General features: G+C 40.2%; 13 protein-coding genes. 5 read left to right on the plus strand and 8 right to left on the minus strand.

The features are described 5' to 3' along the window. Positions 1-73 precede the first annotated feature (73 nt). The 3 genes from RYH73_RS14920 to RYH73_RS14930 all read right to left on the minus strand — a co-directional run bounded on the left by RYH73_RS14920 (position 74) and on the right by RYH73_RS14930 (position 1,917). On the minus strand, positions 74-394 hold the full coding sequence (locus RYH73_RS14920; RefSeq protein ID WP_335314518.1) for an NUDIX hydrolase: 321 nt from the start codon (positions 392-394) through the stop codon (positions 74-76). A 129-nt stretch (positions 395-523) separates the two neighbouring features. After that, positions 524-1,021 carry a signal peptidase II gene (gene lspA / locus RYH73_RS14925; protein ID WP_335314243.1) on the minus strand — a complete coding sequence of 166 codons (498 nt, stop codon included), beginning with the start codon at positions 1,019-1,021 and terminating at the stop codon, positions 524-526. Between the two features lie 155 nt (positions 1,022-1,176). Further along, positions 1,177-1,917 carry an SDR family NAD(P)-dependent oxidoreductase gene (locus tag RYH73_RS14930; RefSeq protein ID WP_335314244.1) on the minus strand — a complete coding sequence of 247 codons (741 nt, stop codon included), beginning with the start codon at positions 1,915-1,917 and terminating at the stop codon, positions 1,177-1,179. A gap of 86 nt (positions 1,918-2,003) precedes the next feature. On the opposite strand from RYH73_RS14930, the gene RYH73_RS14935 reads away from it, so the two are divergent. Further along, a complete protein-coding gene (locus RYH73_RS14935; protein WP_335314245.1) occupies positions 2,004-2,384 on the plus strand; it encodes a winged helix-turn-helix transcriptional regulator in 381 nt (126 codons plus the stop codon). Positions 2,385-2,415: 31 nt separating this feature from the next. Here RYH73_RS14935 and RYH73_RS14940 read toward each other — a convergent pair whose 3' ends face one another. After that, positions 2,416-4,281 carry an Nramp family divalent metal transporter gene (locus tag RYH73_RS14940; protein WP_335314246.1) on the minus strand — a complete coding sequence of 622 codons (1,866 nt, stop codon included), beginning with the start codon at positions 4,279-4,281 and terminating at the stop codon, positions 2,416-2,418. A 254-nt stretch (positions 4,282-4,535) separates the two neighbouring features. Here RYH73_RS14940 and RYH73_RS14945 point away from each other — a divergent pair, with 254 nt between their 5' ends. From RYH73_RS14945 to RYH73_RS14955, 3 genes are all read left to right on the plus strand, one after another. Then, positions 4,536-4,757 carry a hypothetical protein gene (locus RYH73_RS14945; RefSeq protein ID WP_335314247.1) on the plus strand — a complete coding sequence of 74 codons (222 nt, stop codon included), beginning with the start codon at positions 4,536-4,538 and terminating at the stop codon, positions 4,755-4,757. Positions 4,758-4,807: 50 nt separating this feature from the next. Next, positions 4,808-5,278, plus strand: a complete 471-nt coding sequence (locus tag RYH73_RS14950) for a copper resistance protein NlpE (protein ID WP_335314248.1) — start codon at positions 4,808-4,810, stop codon at positions 5,276-5,278. A gap of 136 nt (positions 5,279-5,414) precedes the next feature. After that, positions 5,415-6,710, plus strand: coding sequence for a DUF3472 domain-containing protein (locus RYH73_RS14955; RefSeq protein ID WP_335314249.1), 1,296 nt, complete (start codon positions 5,415-5,417; stop codon positions 6,708-6,710). 40 nt (positions 6,711-6,750) lie between these two features. On the opposite strand, the gene RYH73_RS14960 is transcribed toward RYH73_RS14955, so the two are convergent. The 3 genes from RYH73_RS14960 to RYH73_RS14970 all read right to left on the minus strand — a co-directional run bounded on the left by RYH73_RS14960 (position 6,751) and on the right by RYH73_RS14970 (position 12,652). Continuing rightward, positions 6,751-8,124 (minus strand): RagB/SusD family nutrient uptake outer membrane protein, encoded by a 1,374-nt coding sequence (locus RYH73_RS14960; protein WP_335314250.1) that lies wholly within the window; start codon positions 8,122-8,124, stop codon positions 6,751-6,753. Positions 8,125-8,137: 13 nt separating this feature from the next. After that, complete coding sequence (locus tag RYH73_RS14965; RefSeq protein WP_335314251.1) at positions 8,138-11,596, minus strand: SusC/RagA family TonB-linked outer membrane protein; 3,459 nt, start codon at positions 11,594-11,596, stop codon at positions 8,138-8,140. A 471-nt stretch (positions 11,597-12,067) separates the two neighbouring features. Beyond that, positions 12,068-12,652 carry a thymidine kinase gene (locus tag RYH73_RS14970; protein ID WP_335314252.1) on the minus strand — a complete coding sequence of 195 codons (585 nt, stop codon included), beginning with the start codon at positions 12,650-12,652 and terminating at the stop codon, positions 12,068-12,070. A 208-nt stretch (positions 12,653-12,860) separates the two neighbouring features. Between RYH73_RS14970 and RYH73_RS14975 the strand changes: the two genes are divergently transcribed. Beyond that, the gene (locus RYH73_RS14975) at positions 12,861-14,033 is read left to right on the plus strand and encodes a hypothetical protein (protein WP_335314253.1); all 1,173 of its coding nucleotides are present in this window, start codon (positions 12,861-12,863) and stop codon (positions 14,031-14,033) included. Between the two features lie 73 nt (positions 14,034-14,106). On the opposite strand, the gene rodA is transcribed toward RYH73_RS14975, so the two are convergent. Further along, complete coding sequence (gene rodA / locus RYH73_RS14980) at positions 14,107-15,372, minus strand: rod shape-determining protein RodA (RefSeq protein ID WP_335314254.1); 1,266 nt, start codon at positions 15,370-15,372, stop codon at positions 14,107-14,109. Position 15,373: the final 1 nt, after the last annotated feature.

A 15,373-nucleotide genomic window follows, 5' to 3' on the forward strand; every position in this document is an offset into this window, starting at 1 on the left:
AAATATGGCTTTTTTTTAAGAACATATTGCATGGGCTTGATTCACAGTCATAAAATTTTTGATGTCGTCTGGGCTATCTTAATAATCCTTTTTCTTTCAGATCATCAAATATAAGCTTGTCAACTTCAGAAACCCTCGGTTTATCATTATATGCAAGCCAGGCAATCTCTTCAATTTCAGCGGCGGCTTGCAAAGAACCTCGAAAAGTGGCTGTGTAGCAACGCATATTGACGATAACACCTTCAGGATGGCCATGAGCTTGCGCTGAAAATTCACCGTAAAATTTAATGGTGTCGGGATCTATATTGATGGTCAGCTCTTCAGTTATTTCTCTAATTAATGCCTCCATATCGGATTCTCCTAACTCGCGTTTTCCACCCGGGAGATAATAAATGTCTTAACCTCTACTTCTTGTGGATAAGACTTTATGATTTTTAATTTCAATGAGTGCTAGCTTGTCTATCATGTTGTTGAGCTGCCTTTAATCTTACTGTTAAGAATATTATCTTTTAGTTTTTGTGCTTTATTCAATTTCAGCTAATGTTAATTCTGCCCTCCTTTGAATCCAAAAACCAATGATTATCAAAACCATTCCTGTCATAATCGACACATCGGCCATATTGAAAATACCCGTCTTGATAAAAAGATAATCAATGTGCATAAAATCGGTTACTGATCCATATAATATCCTGTCATAGAGATTACCAATTCCGCCACCTAGCGCAAAGGCAATACCGATGGATAACCACGGCGAAGTTTTGCGTTGCTGTATCAGGTAATAAAGACCGAATAATAGGATACATGCAGGAAGCACAGAAAGAAATATAATTTTTACAAATCCAGGTAAGTTGTTTCCAAGACTTAAAAAAGCACCGCTATTTTCTACTTTAGTTAGCACAAAGTATTGGTCGATAATTTTAATCTCTTCATAATAATCGATCTTTTCACGTACAATGTGTTTTGATACCTGGTCGCAGCTCACATTGATTAACACTAAAAGTAGTAATAATATCGTTCTCATTTTTCCGAATAATATGCACAACGCATTTTTTAGAATGATCGCGCGATATCGATTCGCAAGATAATGTTAAAACTTTCATTTAGCAAGCCCATGAAGCCGGAAGAAGGGGGGGATGAAATCCGGCAGCTTTGGCTGCCGGATGTGTTACACGTTGTTTAGGCATTTAAACCACCGTCGATGGTAAGTGAAGTGCCGGTAATATATTTGCCTTCATCGCTCGCTAGGAATGCTACTAAACCGGCAATATCGTCTCCGGTACCGTAATCTGACAAGGCCATTCTGCTTCGTAAAAAATCGGCTAGTTCTGTATTGGCCGGGTTCATATCCGTGTCAATCGGCCCAGGTTGCACGACATTTACCGTGATTTTTCTTTGTCCCAGATCTCGCGCTAAGCCTCTCGTGAAGCCGGTTAATGCAGATTTACTCATTGTGTAAAGGGTCGTCTGAGCGCTTAACGCATTTTCTGCCATGTTACTGCCGATATTAATGATACGGCCACCATTTGGCATATTTTTTACAACTTCCAACGAAGCTACATAAAGCGCTCGGACATTAACATTCATAATTTGCTCGTAATCTTCCAAGGTATGTTCTTCGAAAGGTCGACCTATATAAATACCGGCATTATTAACGAGAATATCAATACGACCAAAGGAGGATATGACCTGTTGAACAGCTTTTGTTACTGCTTGCGGATCAGCACTGTCTGCATGAATGGCATTCACTTGTTTGCCTGCTTCTTGAAGCGTATCGCTGAGCAGCGCTGCTTTTTCCGGTGATTTTGCATAGGTAAATGAAACATGGGCTCCTTCTGAAGCCAATTTCTTTACAATGGCGGCACCAATTCCTCTGCTACCACCTGTAACTAGGGCTATTTTATTTTTTAATTTTTCCATTGATACTTTTTTTATCAAAAATAGGTTCTTAGTTTTATATTTGTAAGTACAGATATAATTGTTAGGTACTAACAAAAATGTAAGAAATGAGAAAAGAAACATCTACAAACGCTTTGAACGAGAAGCAAATTAATGATACCTGTGGGATGGCTTATTCATTGTCTATTTTAGGAGGCCGGTGGAAACCCGCTATACTTTGTCGACTCGCTTATGGGAAGATGCGTTACAGCGACCTGAAGAAATCGATCGACGGCATTTCAGAACGAATGTTGGTTGCCCAGCTTAGGGAGTTAGAAAAAGATCTTATCATCAGGCGGATAGTCTATGCGGTGGTGCCGCCCCGTGTTGAATACGAATTGACCGAACTAGGCATAACCATGAGACCCGTGCTACAAGCAATGTCAGATTGGGGGAATATGCATCGGAAGACGACGGTTAAAATGCAGGAAGAGGAAAGCATCGGCTAACGTATGGAAATTTATTGGATGAATGTGTAACTTACTGCGCAATAAAAACCGGGATGTTTACACGATGCCTGAGCTTATTGACGGTTTCTCCGTAAATGAAATCTTTTAGACCCCTGTGTCCGTGGCTACCTACAATTAAGAGGTCGGCTTGATAATAATTGCATATCTTGGCAATAAATTTCACTCGGTTTTTATGCCCTACTTCAAAGCTGGTTTCAAATCCTTGTTCCTTGAAAAGTCGAATATATCGAGACATTCTTTCTTCGTCGTGACGTTTCTCGTAATCATCCGTATCTTCTTCCATCATTCTCGAAGATGCACTTTCTGTTACATGGATCAGGATAAATTGTGTGCCGGGCTTGGCTAATTTGAGCGCATAAGATACAACCAACGGGTCGGATGAAGAGTAATCTAAAGCGAGTGCGATGCGACTGAAAGAGGGGGGCTCCAACAGTGAGTCCTGAAAGGGTGCATGGACTTCCATATTTACTTTTTTTCTCAGTTTGGTAATGGGGTAAAGCACCGTAAGGAGCAGAAGTACAAATAATCCTACCCCACCTGCAATTAATAGCATAGTTAACCAAGGATTGTTGAAGATCTTAATCCAATTTGTTATTTCCTCATATACAAGTTGAAAGTTTAGAAAAGAGATGATAGCAGCGATTGTCCAGGCAATTATTTTAAGCCGTAGAGAGATTGTGAAAACGCCCATTCGCTTGCGATCACTGACAAAGTGGATGAGCGGAATTACAGCAAAGGCTAATTGCATGCTCAGTAGAACCTGACTGAAGACAAGCAACGGCCCCACTTCATCATCACCTGCAATATAAATTACTAGAATAGCAGGAACAATGGCTAATAAGCGTGTTAACATGCGTCTTAATGCCGGACTGATGCGCAAACGAAGGTAACCTTCCATCACGATTTGACCGGCAAGCGTTCCAGTAACTGTTGAACTCTGCCCTGCTAAAATCAATGCAACGGCAAATAATCGTGGTGCCCATTCACTGCCTAAAGTAGGTGCCAGTAATTTATGTGCATCTTGGAGTTCGGCCACATTGTTCATTCCATTTTTATGAAAGACAGCAGCGGCTAGGATTAAGATTGCAGCATTGACGAAAAAGGCTAGATTTAGCGCAATTGCGCTATCCCAGAAATTATACTTTAGTGCTTTCCGAATAGAGGACTCGTCTCTGTTGATCTTACGCGTTTGAACGAGGGCCGAGTGAAGGTAAAGATTGTGAGGCATAACCGTTGCACCTATAATACCTATACTAATATAAAGAGCTGCAGTATTCGGTATGGAGGGAATGAAACCAGTAGCGAGTGCGGCCATATCAGGTTGTGCTAAGGCCATTTCCACTAGAAAACACATCCCAATCATAAAGATAAGCCCGATAATAAACATTTCCATTTTGCGCATCCCTAAACGCTGAAGATAGAGCAATAGAAAGGTATCTAGAAAGCTGATACCAACCCCCCATAAGAGATCAAGACCAAACAAGAGGTTAAGTCCTATCGCCATACCCAATACTTCTGCCAAATCGCAGGCGGCAATAGCTATTTCAGCAAGAATATACAAGATGAAATTCATCTTTTTTGGATAGGTTTCTCGATTGCATTGTGCTAAATCTTTCCCCCAAACGATACCGAGCCTAGCCGCTAGACTTTGTAATACCAAAGCCATCATATTACTCATTAATAAGACCCAGATAAGCGTGTAACCAAATTGACTTCCCCCTGCCAGGTCGGTAGCCCAGTTTCCTGGGTCCATATATCCAACGCTTATTAAATACGCTGGCCCGAAGAAACTCAATATTTTTTTAAACCTCGACCCTTTTATATCGGTCTCAACGCTTTGATGTACTTCTTCTAATGACTTGTGTTGGTTGTTCAATGCTTTTGTCTAATAAAAATATAACCCTTATCCTGAAACACGCAACGTGTTTGGAATGTTTTTTTAGTGCTGTCTTTGTTTTAAAGTTTTGCTCGGCTAACTTATGAATTTTGTAGTAAAAAATCAATAGCTATGGTGACATGGTATATATTTTAGAGGTCATTGTAACTATAACCTGTTCCAATTAAAATTTAAATTATTGCAATCAATTTATGCTAGTTGCTGTTTCATTAGATAAAGAAAGGAGTTTTTCTATGACTATTACTGTGAGAGAACCAGGTACCAAGGCTTTTATTAATATTAATGCCTACCCGGAAGAATATAAGAATTCCCCTGCTTGGCGGATACAGTATCCGGGGATTCAACCCATCCTGATGATAAAGCAGGGCGGTAAGTGGATAGTAACAGATAACACAACGATTAATATTGAGGTGGCAGAAGCTGTAGTGGAGGCAATGAAACAACTAGAAGACTAATTGCGCTGATTTGGTATTGCTTTTGCTGAATAGAATTAAAAAATCTTGCTATGATTAAAAAAATATTGATTGGCACATTTGTGTGCGGCCTAGTTTGGAGTTGTAACAACGGGACAAAGAGTTCAGCGGATGGAAATGTCACTGATACGACGGAAGAATATGTTCCCATTGATGCTACCTCTGACGATCCCGATATGCATAATGCGCAAAATTCATTAGATATTATCGGCACCTATAAGGGGGTATTACCCTGTGCGGATTGTGAAGGAATCCGCACGGAATTAACCTTGAAGACAGATAGCACCTACACGCTAAAAAATAATTATTTAGGTAAAGGAGATGGTAAAGAATTTGAAGAAGAGGGGCGTTACGTTTGGCTTGATGGAAGCACCATTGAGTTAAAGGGAACCGAAGAAGAATCGTATAAATATTTCGTGGGCGAAAATACGCTAACGCAGTTGGATATGAGTGGCGAGAAAATAACGGGAGAATTGGCGGACAAATATATCTTAAGAAAGTAAAAGTTTTACATATAAATGAAAGCAAGGTCTCGTCCTTGCTTTTTTTGTTTCCGTTTTTTACGCAAACGATTGATCGATTTTTTCGCTTCCTATCTTCTTTTATTTCACGTAGCTTGCTGTCAAAATTCATTATGATATGCGATTAAAACGTGTAATAATTTTTTTAGGCGCACTGTTAATAACTACTTATCAAAGTAAAGGTCAAATAGAAACGAGCACTGAGGGTATCGTAAAAGTGCCGATAGGAGGGAACTCCTGGCAAATAGGCAATGTTTCAGAAGGGGATGACCTGATATCGAAAACGGGAATTGACCGATGGAATGACGCCAATAAATGGTTCAAAACCTTTATTCGTGTAGGAAGGGCCGGTACATTATCTGTTTGGTTGAACGCGAAGGTTAATAAGCCAAGCGTTTTACAGGTTACGGTTGCGGGAAAAACTAAAATCGTAGAATGTAAGGTTCAACCCAAAGCAATGTCTTACTTAGGTAGTTGGAATATCCGTGATACAGGCTATGTGGCGATCTCTATAAAAGGGCAATCAATTGATTTGAGTAATATAGATTATTTGGGGATCAGTGGAACGGTGGTCGATGAACATATTCATTTTGTGAAAAAAGATGAGGGGAATTTTTTCTACTGGGGTAGACGGGGGGCCTCGACTCATTTGAACTACCAAACACCCGAAGAAAAGGATATCATGTATTATTATAATGAAGTAATGGTGCCGGAGGGAAATGATGTTGTTGGATCGTATTTTATGGCCAACGGATTTAGCGGAGGCTATTTTGGTATACAAGTTAATTCGCAAAGCGAGCGGCGAGTTCTTTTTTCCGTATGGAGCCCCTTTCAAACAGATGATCCGAAAGCCATTCCGCCGGACCATCAAATAAAACTACTAAAAAAGGGAGACGGTGTACATACGGGTGAATTTGGAAATGAAGGGGCGGGAGGTCAGAGTTATTTTAAATTTAACTGGAAAGCTGGAAATACGTATAAATTTTTATTGAAGGGAGAGCCTGTTGCTGGAAATTATACGACGTATACTGCTTGGTTCTTTGCGCCCGAGGTAGGTCAATGGAAATTGATTGCCAGCTTCAGTCGACCACAAACCTCAAGTTGGTTAAAAGGATTCCATTCCTTTCTGGAAAATTTTTCACCCATACAAGGAATTTACGAAAGGAAGGTGTACTTTGGAAATCAGTGGGTAGTAGATCGAGAAGAAAATTGGTTTGAAATTAATCATGCTAAATTTTCTGCCGACAATACTGCTCGGGTAGGGTACCGGTTGGATTATAGTGGTGGAAGTGAAAGGGGACAGTTTTTTCTACGAAACTTCGGTTTTTTTAACCGTTATACGCCCATAGGGACTCTGCTGAATAGGCCGATGAAAAATCGGCAGCCTAACATTAGTTTGAATGAACTGCCTTAGTTACAGTGGGGTTTATTCAAATAATACCCCACTGTTGACTTTAATACCCTGGATTTTGCGTTAACTCACCGTTTAGCACAATTTGGCTACTTGGTATCGGGTAAAGATAGTAATTAGGATCTTTTTTGACGAGCATTCGATCCAACGCAAGACCTGTTCTACAGAAATCAAACCAGGCTTCACCTTCAAACATCAGCTCTCGTTCTTTTTCTTCTTGAACAGCTATGATAAAATTTTCAACACTTCCGAAGCTGTTTATGGGCGCAGATGTCAAGCCAGCACGGCCTTGTACCGCTTTATAAGAATTATAGGCAGCGTCGCTAATCATTCCATCAGTCCTAGCTTGTGCTTCGGCATGTATCAGGTAAATTTCAGCAATTCTAATAACGGGTAAATTTTGTGTAGGAGGACTCGCTTTAGGAAACTTGCCGATATAAAAGCGATCTCGTGATCCGGATTTTACCGTGAAGTCTCTTCTTTTGTCTTCTGCAGTATATTTTTCATAAACCGTATTTCCCCTTGCATAAAATAGCATACTTGGATTGTCGTTGCTAACCGAAGCTAAGGGATTGGTCGCTTGATTATCGAACTGTAATTCAAAAATAGATTCCTGCGTGTTTTCTGTAGTCCAAATGGAGGCGAAATCGGAAATTAATACGAAGCGTTGGCTATTGATGATTTCTTGCGACAGGCTTGCCGCTTGCGAATAATCTCCTGTAATCTGGCCATCGTATAATTGCACTTTCGCTAATAAAGCTTTAGCGGCAAAACTGGTTGCTCTGCCTTTTGACGTGGCATCATCGCCGTAATTATCTGGAAGTGTTGATGCATCTTGTAAATCCGTAATAATCTGCTGATAAACTTGATCAACAGGACTGCGCGGAATCGCTATGTTTTCTTCCTCTGTGGTGGCGGTTGTTTTTAAGGGAATGGCACCAAAAGCGCGTACGAGAAAAAAGTAATTGAGTGCACGGACAAATTTGGCTTCACCTACAAACTGCTGTTTCTTTTCAGGGGAGATGGTGCTTTCCGGCATTTCAGGAACCCTGGTTATGATATTGTTAGCTGCATTGATTGTAGCGTAGGTGGCCTGCCACATATTATTAGTCCAAGGGTTGTTAACTTGAATATTATTTGTTCTAAAATTCTCATATTCAGGGTATACGGAAGCATGGCTTACGTGGCCAGCGGAAAATTCGGGAACAATAATGATGGATTGCCCGAAAGAGAAAGAATTTAGCATGCTTCTGTACATGCCGATGACGGCTGAATTAGCGTTTGTTTCCGAGTTGAAATATTCATCAGGAGTGATCTGGCTAATTGGTTCTTTATCTAGAAAATCATTACAGGCAGATAAAGATGAGATCATGAACGCTACGATAACGATATAAAAGGGAGTCTTCATTGTTTTCATCCATTTAATGCTATTAAAAAGTTAAGTTTACACCCGCTGTAAAAATGCGTGGTTGTGGATAGCTGCCATAATCGTAGCCGTAAATGAGACCCGTATTTGCGCCACCGTGACTTGAACCTACTTCTGGGTCATAGCCTCTGTAATTGGTAAAGACATAGGCATTCTGAACCGTTACATAAACTCGAAGACGATTCAGATTGATGTTCTCTATCATTTTTGAAGGGAACGTATAGCCAAGAGTGATGTTTCTTAACCGGAAGAAAGATCCATTTTGCACGAAACGATCTGAAATCGCGCCATTATTGAGATCGCCCGGACTCGGTCTCGGAACATCTGTAATATCTCCCGGATTTCTCCATCGACGTGTCCAGTCGATAAAGCCATTGCTACTTGCATTATACCCTTCTAATCCCGTTGCCAAATTATAATTGAACACATCGTTTCCGTAGGAGAATTGTCCCATGATGCTCAAATCAAAATTCTTATACTGGAAAGTATTGGTTATACCACCAAAAAAATCGGGGTTGGGATCACCAATGATTTGCCGATCATCTGGATTAGTGGGGGTAGTAGGGTTCCCGTTTTGATCTTCAAAATCAATTAACCCGGTTTCCGGGTTAACGCCGATCATTTTCCATCCATAAAATGTTCCCAAAGGAAGTCCCGGTTGGGCAATATTTAATTCACCGACTCCGCCAAGAATGCGGTCAACGGGCAAAGAAACTACCTTATTCCGGTTGAATGTCATGTTAAGTGTAGTGTTCCACTTAAATTCACCTATTAAATTTTGTGTTGTGAGTTCAAATTCAAAACCTTTGTTCTGAATTTCTCCGAAATTGGTGAATCTGTTTTGAAAACCTGAATTTGTAAGAATAGGTATTCCGATTAGCAAGTCAGACGTGTTCTTTAGATAGTAGTCGGCCAATAGTGAAATCCTGTTACTAAAGAGACCTAAATCCAAACCGATATCCCATTGTTTAGTTGTTTCCCATTTTAAGTTTTTATCTCCCAAAACATTGGGGATGAATCCAGGGAGACCTAAATAGTTCTGTCCGCCAGTATAGAGCGAATAACTGGCGTAATTGCCAATATTTTGGTTCCCTGTAATCCCCCAGCTAGCTCTCAATTTTAAATTGCTAATTGCTTTGATTTCTTTGACGAAATCTTCATCCGATAACCGCCAAGCAGCAGCAAAAGAGGGAAAGTATCCCCATCGATTATTTTCTCCGAACCGGGAGGAACCATCAGCCCTGAAATTTGCGGTAAATAAATACTTTCCTTTAAAACCATAATTTACCCGGGCAAATCCGGAGGCAATCGCCCATTCTTCAGGATACGAATTTGCGCCGGTGATTACACCACCAGAGGAGATGTATTCAATGTCGTTAGAGGGGAAATTCGATCGTTGTGCATCAACAAACTCTAACCGGGATTCCTGAACAGAAAATCCGGCGAGTGCATTAATACTATGGTCGCCAAAAGACTTGTCAAAACTCAGTGTCGTTTCATTGATCCATAATTGATCACGTGTATTACGTCTGGCTCCGATTCCTCCCTGGCTAGCAAAAGAACGAAGACCTTGTGGCGGCATAAAGAAGGTTTCGTCAATAAAGCTCAAATCCGTGCCGAAACTAGTTTTAAGTGCCAATTCAGGGATGAAACGATATTCGGCTGATGCATTTGCCAATACTCTAAATGTCTGGGCGTTATTGGTTGGAAGTTCTAGCATGGCCACGGGGTTCTCCCGTGAGGTACTTACCTCATCAAAAGCAAAGCTGCCATCTGGGTTGTAAACCGGAACATTAGGAGGTGCAACGATACCGTTTTTTGTCGCGCCTTCTTTCGAGTTTTCTTCCTGAACCCGATCATTAATAGCTCTGGTTAAATTAATAGATGTGGAAAAGCGTAATTTTTCACTGTGTTGATGATCAAGATTAAGACGAGCACTTAAACGATTGAAATTGGAATTTAATAGTACGCCACCCTGTTTCATATAACCAATGGAAGTATAATACTGCGTTTTTTCGCTTCCTCCACTAGCCGACAACTCATAATTACGTGTAGCTGCCGTTCGAAAAATAGCATCTTGCCAGTCGGTGTTAATATTGGGATTGGCTAGAATTTGATCCGGGATCGCGGTGATAGTAGAATCCATTTCCATCCGGTACTTGTAATAATCTCGCATGTAATCTTGATATTGCGCTGTGTTCATCATATCATACCAACGTTCCTTTGGAACTTCGGAGAAGCCTTCGTACATGTTAAAGTTGAAGGTGCTGGTACCAGGTTGGCCTTTTTTGGTCGTTATCAATACAACTCCATTCGCTGCACGCGCACCGTATATTGATGAGGATGCAGCATCTTTAAGTACCTCTACAGATTGTACATCCGAAGGGTTAATGGAAGAAAGAATGTTGATGCCCTGTGTACCACCGCCAAAGTTGAAGTTTGTACCTCCTGTAAAGTTGGTTGTGCTATTTACGGGTATTCCATCCACGACATACAGCGGATCGGAGCTTGCGTTTATGGATGTAGTTCCACGCACGCGAATGTTGAGTCCACCTCCCGGAGATCCAGACTTTTGTGTAACCTGCACACCACCAGCCTTTCCCTGAATCGCTTGTGTAACGCTTGGCAGAACATCATTCTCGATTTGATCACTTCCAATACTTGATACGGAGCTCGTTAGCTTTGAACGGTCCATGGTACCATAGCCGACCGCAACAACCTCCACTTCTTTTAAAGCTTGTGCCTCTTGGTTGAGGGTCGTGTTGATTACCGTTCTATTATTGACAAATTCTTCTTTAGCATCATAACCTAGCGAACTAAATACGAGTACGACATTCCCTGGCGCAGCTATACTGAATTTGCCCTGTTCGTCGGTAATTACACCTTCCTTTTTACCTTTAATTGTTACGCTGACACCTGGGATTGGGCCGTTCGCATCGCTTACAAGACCAGTGATTTTTCCTTGTGCGCTGTCTGTTTCAGTGGTATCGGATTTCATTTGTACACTGTCGCGGTCGAGCGAATCATTGACGGTATCGGATTTGGCATCATTAGCGACTCGAGGTACATTTGATATGATTTTTTCTGCGGGCCGCATCTCCATATTAATCTCCTGCCTCTCATTTATTGGTTCTTCTTTTGTTTGATAACCCGGAAAAGTGAAAATTAACACACCTATTGTTGGACTGTTGACCACGTATTTTCCATCCTGACCAGTGAATACACTGTCAGCTGAACCCTTTGGTTTTACGGAAACCTTTGATAAGGGTTTGCCTGACGAATCCGTCACGAGACCTTGTATCTGGACGGTGTCGGCAATTGCTGGTTTTGTTGTGTCTTGCAAAGAAGTGAGTAGGTCTGATTTACTGCTAGCATTTGCAATTTTAGCGGTAACATCTTGCACATAACCGCTTAGCATAAGGCTTAAGATAAATACAATTTGGGAGTAACGACTTCGTTTCATTTTTTACTTTTTTACTATAATTGATTATCTTATCAGTAGATGAAGGCCCATCATAACCGACAATCAAAAAGCTTAACAATAAATTGTTTAATAAAGTTTGCGTAGTTGTGCTATAGGTTTTGTAACTATTGTATTGATAATCAGGTGATTGGTGTGTCAAAAATCCACTTTTTGTGGATATTGATACACAGATTGTTGAATAAATTAAAAAAGTAAGGCTGTTCGATGGGCGAACAGCCTTCACTTAACCAATTATAAACCTAAATTATGAGAAGGATCTTTATATAAAAACCAAGCCGATTGGTCTGTCTATTTTCTGTTTACAAAGATAACTAAGTGTCCAAAATTTTGCTAAAATACAACGTTAAATTTATGTTAATATAACGTCAAAATTAATGTAATTGTACTATATACCACTTGGGTATATAGTTAAAACGCGATAAGGATAAAAATATTGTCTACTACTGATTTTTATTTATTTTGGCCCAGATGAAAACACCTTCTGCAACGTGGTTCATAACTTTCTTTTTCTCCAATCAGCACTTTCGTTTCGGTTACCGAGGTTCGGTAAGAATAGTTGGCTGGAGCTCCGCAGCACACGCATACAGCGTGAACTTTGGTAACATGTTCTGCTATGGCCATTAAATTTGGAATAGGACCGAAGGGCCTCCCTTTAAAGTCCATGTCCAATCCCGCAACAATAACCCTGATGCCTTTATTTGCTAATATATTACATACATCAGGTAAGTTATCGTCAAAGAACTGTGCTTCATCAATGCCCACTACCTGCGTCTGCATTCCGAGTAGCAAGATTGCCGAGGACATTTCGACAGCAGTTGATTGTATACTATTTTTATCGTGTGAAACAAGTTCGGTTACGGCATAACGGGTATCAACTACTGGTTTAAAAATCTCAACCTCTAACTTGGCTATTTGGGCTCGTCTCAGTCTTCTAATCAATTCCTCCGTTTTTCCAGAGAACATAGACCCACATATTACTTCTATACTGCCTGTTGGGTCTGTTTTGTTAATAAAATTATGTTCGCTGAACAGCATTTGTTATTGTTTTTATTCTGTATTATTTGACCGTCACCTAAGAAAAAGGGATGCTAATATCGGCATTTATTTTTGGTTTCGTAACTATTCTTTCATACAAGGACGGTTAATAATCAATAGCAAAAGATAGCTCTTGTCAATCCATGCTATTTTATCTAAGTTTGGCTAATATTCTTCAACATTTAGGGAAAATAAGCGTTAATATATTATGGTAACACAGAAAAGCATTTTTGAAAAGATTGGAGGGCTGTTACAGGATTTAACTGAACAGTATGAATTTCTACAAGAAAATCCGAACGAACAACAAGGGATTCATTTGGAACTTTTTGAAGCGAATATGACTTATCTAATGGGGCATGTAACAATATTAAAAAAAATGACCTCATTGGATCGTGCAGAAAGTTATGTTGGTAACAAAGAACAAGAGGCGCGTGTAGAGAGAGAAAAAAGCGAAGGATCGTCAGAAAATTCGGAATCTGCAACAAATTTCGAGCAAAAAGAAGATAAAAAGGCTCCCTTAAAAGAGGAAGATGAGGGATCCGCATTAAATTATGTGGATCAGCAAGAGGTAAAAGAAACTTATTTTACACCAGCTACTGTAAGTGAAGAGGACAAAGCAGAAGAATTCAAACTGGAGGATAAACGGGATAAAAAAGAAGCAGCGGTGGAAGAAAGAGAGCAGGAAGAAGTAGAAGACAGTGCTGATTATCCTGTAATTGATGGGGAACAAGAAGAAGAGGACGTTGAGAGCGAAAAGGTAGAAACGACAGAGCCAGAAAAAGACGAGGATAGAGTAGCCGTTGATAAGGCTAATTTTTCGGACCATGAAGCGGAAAAAGAGGAGGAAGATAATAAGGAGCTACATACCTTGAAAGAAAATGAGAAGGAAGAAGATGAAATCTCAGAAGAAGTAACGGCGATCAAGGGAGAAGAGCCGGTGTCCAAGCAAATAGTAGAAGAAGCGAAATCAATCGTCATACCTGCCGACGAAGAAAAGGAAGTACCAAAGCAAGAGGAACCGAAGCGCCCTATGACCTTAAACGAACTATTTTCTGCACAACGAAAGCAAGAACAAAACGCATTCAATGAGCAAAAAAAATTAACCTCCGATTTAAATAAGCAAGACCCTTCTGTTGGAACTAAACGAATTACTGATATAAAATCGGCCGTTAGTTTAAATGATAAATTGTTGTTTATCAAAGATTTGTTCAATGGCTATAGTCTAGCATACACCGAGGCTATCGAGCTGTTGAGTCGATATGATAATTTTGCTGATGCAGATGCTTTCTTGCAAAGCAATTATGCCCAAAAGAACAATTGGGCAAATAAACAGGCCACTGTGGATAAACTCTATGCGATTTTGCGACAGCGATTTGCCTAACAGTTTTGACAGCTGTATAGTTTAACACGGAAATCCGAGTGTGTTTTTCTTTAAGAAAACGGCTCGGATTTTTTTAGACTACTCCTTTTCTGTTCGAGTCGAACTTGAGTAAGATAAATAATAATAAAGTAAAACTCAGGAGGGAAGAACCCCCGTAGCTAAGAAAAGGTAATGGAATACCTATAACGGGTACTATGCCGATGGTCATCCCAATGTTAATAAAAAAATGGAAAAAGAAAATAGAAGCAACACCGTAACCATATATTCGAGCAAATGCAGATCGCTGTCGTTCTGCTAGTTGCGTTATTCTTAATAGCAATGCAACATAAAATAGCACTACGATTATTGATCCTACAAAACCCCATTCTTCCCCTACCGTGCAGAAAATAAAATCTGTGCTTTGTTCAGGCACAAAGTTGTACTTTGTTTGCGTGCCCTGCAGGTATCCCTTTCCAAATAATTGTCCAGATCCAATGGCAATTTTGGATTGATTTAAATTGTAACCCTGTCCTCTGGGATCATCCACTTTTCCGAGAATTACATCAATCCGGTTACGTTGGTGTGATTGCAAAACATGTTCATAAACAAAGTCAACCAGCAACACGAAAATACCGGATGCGATAAAGGCTATAGCAATAGATTGGATCACCCTCCGACTCCTTTTGAACATATAAATTCCTAGTGCTGCGAGGGCCGCTAGTACCCCAATAATGTACCATTGGGAAAAAAGAAGTGTGAGAATAAAGAGAATAATACAGATAAATGCGAATGCGAGAAATTGACCGGAAACATAACCTTCTCTATAGAAAACAAGCGTTAGTGCAAAAAAGGTAAGCGCGGAACCTGTATCTGGTTGAAGCATGATGAGAATGATGGGAACAAAAAGGATCAATGCTCCAAATAACAAGGTTTTAAGGTTCGGCATTTTGTTGCTGTGCGAGCTTAAATACTTTGCTAACAATAAGCAGGAGCCTAATTTAGCAAACTCAGACGGCTGCAATCTAAAGGTACCGATTGGAATCCATGCCTGGTTACCACCGACGTTACGACCAACGATCAAAACGATGACTAACAGGAGAAGTGTAATACCATATAGAATCGGGGATATATAGTTGTAAAATTTACCGTCAATAATCATGACTGCGCAGGCAACGAGCAAACATACTACAATGTAAATGAATTGTTTCCCATAGTTAGTGCTCAGGCTTACCAAGCTTGCATGCTGTGGATCAAAAACGGCAGCACGGATATTAAACCAACCAATAACACAAAGGGCCAGCCAGATGAATACCGTTATCCAGTCAATCGAGCCACCGTATATTTTTTTTGTTTGATTCATG

This window comes from Olivibacter sp. CPCC 100613 (genome assembly GCF_036959255.1).
In the GTDB taxonomy this organism is placed as follows: domain Bacteria; phylum Bacteroidota; class Bacteroidia; order Sphingobacteriales; family Sphingobacteriaceae; genus Olivibacter.

What these genes read in the sequence shown, in the direction of transcription:
- lspA (WP_335314243.1), bottom strand. Translation starts at nt 1,021, where the DNA reads ATGAGAACGATATTATTACTACTTTTAGTGTTAATCAATGTGAGCTGC.
- RYH73_RS14930 (WP_335314244.1), bottom strand. Translation starts at nt 1,917, where the DNA reads ATGGAAAAATTAAAAAATAAAATAGCCCTAGTTACAGGTGGTAGCAGA.
- RYH73_RS14935 (WP_335314245.1), top strand. Translation starts at nt 2,004, where the DNA reads ATGAGAAAAGAAACATCTACAAACGCTTTGAACGAGAAGCAAATTAAT.
- RYH73_RS14945 (WP_335314247.1), top strand. Translation starts at nt 4,536, where the DNA reads ATGACTATTACTGTGAGAGAACCAGGTACCAAGGCTTTTATTAATATT.
- RYH73_RS14950 (WP_335314248.1), top strand. Translation starts at nt 4,808, where the DNA reads ATGATTAAAAAAATATTGATTGGCACATTTGTGTGCGGCCTAGTTTGG.
- RYH73_RS14955 (WP_335314249.1), top strand. Translation starts at nt 5,415, where the DNA reads ATGCGATTAAAACGTGTAATAATTTTTTTAGGCGCACTGTTAATAACT.
- RYH73_RS14960 (WP_335314250.1), bottom strand. Translation starts at nt 8,124, where the DNA reads ATGAAAACAATGAAGACTCCCTTTTATATCGTTATCGTAGCGTTCATG.
- RYH73_RS14965 (WP_335314251.1), bottom strand. Translation starts at nt 11,596, where the DNA reads ATGAAACGAAGTCGTTACTCCCAAATTGTATTTATCTTAAGCCTTATG.
- RYH73_RS14970 (WP_335314252.1), bottom strand. Translation starts at nt 12,652, where the DNA reads ATGCTGTTCAGCGAACATAATTTTATTAACAAAACAGACCCAACAGGC.
- RYH73_RS14975 (WP_335314253.1), top strand. Translation starts at nt 12,861, where the DNA reads ATGGTAACACAGAAAAGCATTTTTGAAAAGATTGGAGGGCTGTTACAG.
- rodA (WP_335314254.1), bottom strand. Translation starts at nt 15,372, where the DNA reads ATGAATCAAACAAAAAAAATATACGGTGGCTCGATTGACTGGATAACG.